The sequence below is a fragment of the Burkholderia sp. Ac-20384 genome (assembly GCF_017104605.1).
Taxonomy (GTDB): domain Bacteria; phylum Pseudomonadota; class Gammaproteobacteria; order Burkholderiales; family Burkholderiaceae; genus Burkholderia; species Burkholderia lata.
Genome location: NZ_JAAGPE010000408.1, coordinates 1 through 6,816, shown reverse-complemented (window position 1 = coordinate 6,816; position 6,816 = coordinate 1). Strand labels below are relative to the sequence as shown.

5 protein-coding genes and 1 pseudogene are annotated in these 6,816 nt (G+C 68.2%); 1 reads left to right on the top strand and 5 read right to left on the bottom strand.

Annotated elements, in window-relative coordinates:
* The 5 genes and pseudogenes from G3O00_RS38485 to G3O00_RS38465 all read right to left on the bottom strand — a co-directional run.
* Nucleotides 1-574: pseudogene (locus G3O00_RS38485) on the bottom strand (CPBP family intramembrane glutamate endopeptidase); the annotation flags it as partial.
* A gap of 81 nt (nt 575-655) precedes the next feature.
* A complete protein-coding gene (locus tag G3O00_RS38480) occupies nt 656-1,312 on the bottom strand; it encodes a VC0807 family protein (RefSeq protein WP_174929543.1) in 657 nt (218 codons plus the stop codon).
* A 160-nt stretch (nt 1,313-1,472) separates the two neighbouring features.
* On the bottom strand, nt 1,473-3,410 hold the full coding sequence (locus G3O00_RS38475) for a HAMP domain-containing sensor histidine kinase (RefSeq protein WP_206146134.1): 1,938 nt from the start codon (nt 3,408-3,410) through the stop codon (nt 1,473-1,475).
* A 447-nt stretch (nt 3,411-3,857) separates the two neighbouring features.
* The gene (locus G3O00_RS38470; RefSeq protein WP_174929698.1) at nt 3,858-4,922 is read right to left on the bottom strand and encodes a 2,3-butanediol dehydrogenase; all 1,065 of its coding nucleotides are present in this window, start codon (nt 4,920-4,922) and stop codon (nt 3,858-3,860) included.
* Nucleotides 4,923-5,269: 347 nt separating this feature from the next.
* Nucleotides 5,270-6,010 carry a GNAT family N-acetyltransferase gene (locus G3O00_RS38465; protein WP_206146133.1) on the bottom strand — a complete coding sequence of 247 codons (741 nt, stop codon included), beginning with the start codon at nt 6,008-6,010 and terminating at the stop codon, nt 5,270-5,272.
* Between the two features lie 213 nt (nt 6,011-6,223).
* Between G3O00_RS38465 and G3O00_RS38460 the strand changes: the two genes are divergently transcribed.
* The coding region (locus tag G3O00_RS38460) for an MFS transporter (protein WP_206146132.1) at nt 6,224-6,816 on the top strand (593 nt) is incomplete at its 3' end.

Below are 6,816 nucleotides of genomic sequence, written 5' to 3'. Positions count from 1 at the left end.
GGAAGTTTACACAGTATCTTACACTCTGCCCCTCCACGACGCGCTTCCGATCGGCCCAGCCGACCCTCCCGAACGCGAGCGCGCCGGCCAGGCACGCGGCCGCCGTTGCGACGGCTGCCGCCGCGCCGGTGCGCAGCGCACGCGACAGCGGGATGTCGGGGGCGACCCACGGCAGCACCCACAACAGCCACAGGCCGACGAGCGGCTTGTCCAGATTCAGGTACATCGTGAACGGCACGGCATCCGGCGTGAAGCGCGTCGGGCCGATCGCGCGCGGATTGTGGAAGCCGGGAATCAGGTGCAGGCTGAGCGCGATCGCGACCGCGGCAAAGACGACGTGCGCGGCAATGCGCACTGCGCGCGGGCGTTCGGGCATCACGCCCCAGGCGGCCGCGGCCAGCAACGCGAGCGGCGCCAGCGCAAGTGGCGCGAGCTTGCCGAACGCCAGCGCGCACGCATAGCCGAGCGCGGCGAGGCCGACGCTCAGGCCGTGCTGCGGGCGATGCCACGCGAATGCGGCGGCCGCGAACAGGGCAAGCCAGATCGTGGCGGACGGAAGGAGTGAAAGGGACATGACAGGAACGGCATTCGTCGGACGAGACGCCGCGCATCATACAGCAGCCGTCTTGCGATCCCGGCGGCGAACCGTCAGTGCTCAGCGGCCGGCGGTTTCGGTGACGCCGTCGCGGCCCGGGATGTGGACGCTGTTACGCTCGCGCATCCGCCGCCGGTACCAGAATGTCCACAGCAGCAGACAGCCGAACACCGTGTAGCCCATGACCGGCGACACGACCAGCACGCGTTCGACCGGCCAGGTCACGACCATCCAGAGGCGCAGCAGCATTTCCAGCGTCATGAACGCGCCCCACACGAACGTCATTCGCCGGAGCATCTGCCGCAGCCCCGGCTGGGCGTTCCAGACGGCTTCGAAATGCGCGGCGCCGCCATCCATCTCACGGGCTATGGTGGCGCGGGCGAGATAGAAGATCAGCGGGCGTTCGCGGAACAGCGACAGCAGGAACACGACGCCGATCGTGCCCGACGCGAGCGATTCGCGCATCAGCAGCGTGCGCGGGCTGCCGCCGAGCGCCATCCCGATGATCGACAGCGCGATGCCGAGCAGCACGATGGCCGCCACCGCGTCGACGCGGCGCGAGCGGATGAATTCGACGATCGACCAGATGATCGGCGGGACCGCCGACGCATACAGCGCGCCGGTTTCGCCGAAATACGGCTGTGCGGCCCGGTAGGCAACCCAGGGCAGCACCAGGTTGACGAAGAGTTCGAGAATCAGTCCGGCTCGCGGTTTCACGGTGAGCAATTCCACGCAGGTTGGGGCGAACGTGCAAAGGGCGTGGTGGCCCGCGGTTGCCCCGAAAAGGGTTCGGTCCAGTATATCGAAGAATCGGGCGGGGCTGCGGTGCCGCCTTGGCCGCTTGCCACTGGTGCCGCTGGCGCCGCCGGTGCCATCGTCACGGCAGCGCCGCGGCCGGCAGCGTGATCGTGACCGTGGTGCCTTGCAGCACCACGCTGTGCACGTGGATGGTGCCTTCGTGCCGTTCGACGACAGCCTTGACGAACGCCATGCCGAGCCCGACGCCGCTGGTTTCCGGCTGGCCGGCGGTGCGAAAGCGCCGGTAGCGCTCGAACAGCCGCGTCTGGTCGGCGCTGCCGATCCCGCACCCGCTGTCGCGGATCGTGCAGCGCACGGTTTTGCCGTCGGCGCCGGGCTCGACTTTGCATTCGACGCTCGTCAGCGATGCGCTGTACTTGATGGCGTTGTCCAGCAGGTTGATCAGCGCGCGCGACAGCAGCGCCGGGTCGCCCAGCACGATCGCGTCGTCGCGCCGCGGCACGTCGTCGATCGACATGGATTTCCGGTGCGCGAGCGGCCACACCGCGTCGCGTGCCTCGTTCATCAGGTCGGCGAGGTTGACCGGCACGCGCTCGTAATCGCTGGCCTCCGCACGCGAGAGCTGCGCGAAACCGTCGGCCATCGCCAGCGTGTGCCGCGCCAGCTTGCCGATTCTCGCGAACTGCTGCTTCATCTGCGCCTCGCCCACCCGTCGCGCGTGCGTGTCGATCAGGATGATCAGCGACGTCAGCGGGGCGCGCATGTCGTGCGAGAACAGCGTCAGCATGTCGTTGCGCTGGCGCTCGAGCATGTCGCGGCGGACGGTCGCGTTGCGCAACGTTTCCAGCGCATCATGGATCCGCGTGATCTCGGGCCCGATGCCGCGCGGCAACGCCACGTGCGACGTATCGCCATCGCTGAGCGCGACGATCCGGCTGCCGAGTGCATCGAGCGGCTTCGACAGCAGCCGCTGCATGCCGCGCGCGAGCGAGGCCAGGATCGCGATGCACAGTGTCGTGGCGAATGCCGACAACGCGACCTTGAGCCGGGCGGTGTGCCGGTCGCCGATCGCGCGACGCCGGGCAAGGTCGATCACGCGATCGCGCAGCAGCTCGCTCGACCGGAAATGCGGGACGATCGCGCGGGAAAAGTCGGCCGCGCTCATCGCATAGGCGCCGTTCTTGCCGCTGGCGACGGTCGCGTCGACGAGCGGCAGGATGTGCGCATCGAAGGCCCCGTTGAGCTCCGCGTATTCGCGTGCCACGTCTGGGTCGTCGAGCTGCGCGCCGATTGAACCGTCGATCAGCGCGCGCAATTGCTCGATGCGGCCGCGTATCCGCATGATGTCCGCGAACTGCGTGCGATCGAGCGCCTGCCGCGCGAACATCGGCGCGATGAGTAGCGAGCCCGTGCGGCCCGCGTATTCGCGGAGATCGCCGAGGAGCCGCGCGAGCAGGATCGCACCCGACGTGCGCGGGTCGCGCATCGCGGTGTCGGTCATTGCACCGTCGATCAGCAGCGACAGCGTGTCGACGATCCGGAACAGGCGTGCCTGCGCGTGCTGGATATCGTGAACGCTGCGGGTCGCGAGCGGCCGCGCGTCGAGTGCGTCGACTTCCGTACGCGCATCGACAAGTGTGATCCGGACCGAGTCGAGTGCATGCAGCAGGTTGCTGCGTTCGCGATCGTCGAGCACGGTTGCCTGCGCGATGCCGGCGCGGAAACGTTCGAGCGCCTGGTCGGAGCGCACGCGCGCGTCGAGCAGCCTGCGGACCTCGTTGGCACCGTCGTCCTGCAGGCGCACCAGCAGGTCGTTCGTCGGGCCGCGTTCGGCCGAGATCACGTTGGCGGCGCTCATCGCGCCACGGACGAATTCGAAGCTCTGCAGGTCGGCGTTCTCCTGCCGGTATTGCCGGACACTCCCCCAGATGATCGTGCCGCACAGCAAGGCCAGCAGCGTGGTGACGAGTGCGAAGCCGATATGGGTCTTCTGCTGGATCGTCAGCGATCGAATGTTATATGCGCGTTCCCGGCTAAACGAGAATGAACGATTCATGACACACCATGTTTGCAAGCTATCCCGGGTGGGCCCGTATTCTCGGCCTGTCGGCACCATGACACCGTAAGGTTTTGTGGGGGCGCGGGGGAGTGCCTTCAAGGGGGCGGCAACGATCCTGGCAGGGAGGCCGGATCGTGCCTTGCCTTGCACAGGATCACCTTGCGTCAGTGTCCTGTCGACAGCGGACGAATCGCGCTTGATCCGGAGAAACCCTGATCGCGTATCCGGCCGGTGGTGCGTTACGACGGATGGTTTGGATTGCGAATGTTTTTTGCGCGTCGTGCCCGATCGGTACGCGGCATCAAGTTCGCGACGGACGACGGCGGCAAGGAGGGGCGCTGGAGGGGAATGGCAGGCGCGCCGCCCGCGCACGGGCGACGCTTCAGGGTGACACTTGCAGCATCTGTGCCGCGGCGCGAACAGCTGCCTCGGCTGCGCGCGCGGTCAGGCGAGGGCGGGCTGGACGATGATCTTCACGTTCCGGTCCTTGTGGTTGACCAGTTCCTCGAAGCCATGCGAGACGATGTCGCCGAGCGCGATGCGTCCGGTGATGAGCGGCTGCACGTCGATGCGGCCGTCCGCGATGAAGCGGATCACGTCCGCGAATTCGCCGTTGTACGCGAGCGAGCCGATCACTTCCTTCTCGGTCGACACGATGTCGAAGAAGTTGAACGGCGCGGGCTCCTCGAAGATGCCGACCATCACCGACTTGCCGGCCTTGCGGATCACGTCGATCGCGAGCTTCGCGGTGGTGGTGTGCCCGATGCATTCGAACGACACGTCGGCGCCGTAGCCGCCGGTCAGCGCCTTGACTTCCGCGATCGCGTCGGACGTCTTCGGATCGATGACGACGCTCGCGCCGACTTCCAGCGCCTTCTGCTTGCGCGCGGCCGACATTTCCAGCGCGATCACGCGCCCGGCGCCCGCGGCCTTCGCGCACATGATCGTGCACAGGCCGATCGTGCCCGCGCCGACCACGACGACGGTCTGCCCGACGATGTTGCCGGCCTTCTTCACCGCATGCAGCCCGACCGCGAGCGGTTCGATCAGCGCGCCGGCCTCGGTCGGGAAATCGTCGGGCAGCTTGTACAGCAACTCGGCCGGCACGTTCACGTATTCGGCGAATGCGCCGTTGTTCATCAGCCCGGTGAACGCGAGGTTTTCGCAGATGTTGTACAGCCCATGCTTGCAATACCAGCAGGTGCCGCAATGCTGGCAGGCGTCGGCCGTCACGCGGTCGCCGACCGCGAAGCCCGTCACGCCCGCACCGAGTTCGGCGATCTCGCCGCTGAACTCGTGGCCGAGGATGCATTGACCCTTCAGGCCCGTCAGCGGATGCGGCGCGTCGACCGGGATGAAGACGGGGCCCGCGACGTATTCGTGCAGGTCGGAGCCGCAGATCCCGCACCAGTGCACGCGAATCGTGACCCAGCCTGCCGGCGGGCGCTCCGGAACGGGAACCTGTTCGACGCGGATGTCGTGGCGGCCGTGCCAGACGGCAGCTTTCATGTTGGGGGCGGTGGTCGATGCCGGTGTACTCACGTTGCTGTCTCCATCAGGTTGTCGTCGGGCGCGAGGCGTGGCTGCCGGTGCGCCCGTCGCGCGATTGCGCGAACGACCGGTATGCAGGAACGGGGCCAGCTCGAGTCGGGGCGACGAATGACGATCGGACGGGATGTGCGTGGTGCGATGCGTCATTTCCCCGTTCGTTGACAGGAAACGGTTTGGCGGGGGCGTGGCGCGAAGTGTGCTGCGACAGCTGAACGACACGCCGGTGAGACGCTGGGACGTTCGTCTCAGTGAAATGAGACGAATCGCGAGACGCGCGGCGATGGCCGGTGCGGCTCGATGCGCGTTCAGGCGACGACTTCGTCGACCGCAACCGGTGCGAGCAGCGTGAATCCGGCGGCGCGGTACAGCGGCAGGCCGGCCTCGGTCGACACGAGCCATACCCGCTGCGCGCCGCGTTGCCGAGCGTGCGCGACGATCGCGGCGAGCAGTTGCATCGCGAGGCCGCGGCGGCGGTACGCGTCGGCCGTCCCGACCCGGTCGACGACGATGTCGCGCGCCGACGCAAAGCCGTAGCGCGCGGTGGCGGCGATCTGCCCGTCCAGCCGGTGCGCAAACAGGAACGCGGCCGGATTCGGCTGGAACGGCGGGAATGGCGCGCCCGCATTGAACGTATCGACGTCGCCCGGCGTGTGGCAGGCGAGCGCTTGCGCGAGTGCATCGTCGCCGGACAGCCCACCGATATCGGCGGCCATGAAATGCTCGTCCGACAGCCGGCGTGTCCTGCCGTGCAGCGCGGCCGGCAGCGGCGCGGCGCCGTAGCGCGTGATCCATGCGCCGACGGTGAACGGACCGTCGCCATCCGCGGGCGCGCCCTCGATCACGAAGTGCTCGGAAGGCCGCCCCATGCCGGCGTCGAATCGCACGACGTGGCCGTCCGGGCTGTCGCGCAGCGGCGCGTCGCGCCGGTCGCGTGCGGCGCAGTATCCGGCGACGAAGGTGCGTACGGCGGCCTTGCGGCCGGGGAACGTCGACCAGGCTGTGTCGAGCGGAAGCAGGGCGTCGGGAGCGGGAGCGGCGGTCGGCATGCGGTCGTATGCAACGTCGTCGGGGCGAAGCCGACAGCTTAGATCAGGCGCCCACACGCTGCCATGCCGGCGCATTGCCGCGATCGGCGGAACGGATCGTTGCGCACATTACCCCTTTACTTGAAGTTAACTTCAATTTGTATCATGTGCGCCAGTCCGATCGCGGACGCGTGACGCATCCCGTTGCACGCGGCCGCTTCAACGGAGGTGGAGATGACCGAATCGCCTGTCGCGGCCGATGCCGCCACGCTGCCGTCGCGCAGCTACCGGGCCGCCGTCGCGAACGTCGTGCTGGCGAGCATCGTGTCGGCGTTGCACGTCGGCAAGGCGACGATCGCGTTGCCGTCGCTCCAGCACGAGTTCGGCGGCTCGCTCGCGTCGCTGAGCGGGATCATGTCGGTGTTTCCGTTCGTCGGCGTGTTCGGCGGCATCGCAGCCGGCCTGCTGGTGCGGCGCTGGGGCGACCGGTTGCTGCTGATCGCGGGCCTCGTCATCCTCGGCCTGTCGAGTATCGCCGGCGCATGGGCGGGCAGCTTCGCGCTGCTGCTGACCACGCGCTTCGCCGAGGGGCTCGGTTTCGTGATCGTGGTGGTTGCCGCGCCGGCCGTGCTGAATCGCGTGACGCCGCCGGAGCGGCGCAATCTCGCGTTCGGACTGTGGAGCACGTTCATGCCGGCCGGCATGGCGCTGTCGATGCTGGTCGGGCCGCTGCTCGGCGGCTGGCGCAACGGTTGGCTCGCGGCCGCGGCGCTCACACTTGTCGCGGCGGCGGCGGTGCCCGTCACGACGTCCGCCGATGTGCCGTC

Excerpts from the sequence above, each read along its gene's own strand:
- G3O00_RS38470 (WP_174929698.1), bottom strand. The coding sequence starts at position 4,922 with ATGAAAGCTGCCGTCTGGCACGGCCGCCACGACATCCGCGTCGAACAG.
- G3O00_RS38475 (WP_206146134.1), bottom strand. The coding sequence starts at position 3,410 with ATGAATCGTTCATTCTCGTTTAGCCGGGAACGCGCATATAACATTCGA.
- G3O00_RS38465 (WP_206146133.1), bottom strand. The coding sequence starts at position 6,010 with ATGCCGACCGCCGCTCCCGCTCCCGACGCCCTGCTTCCGCTCGACACA.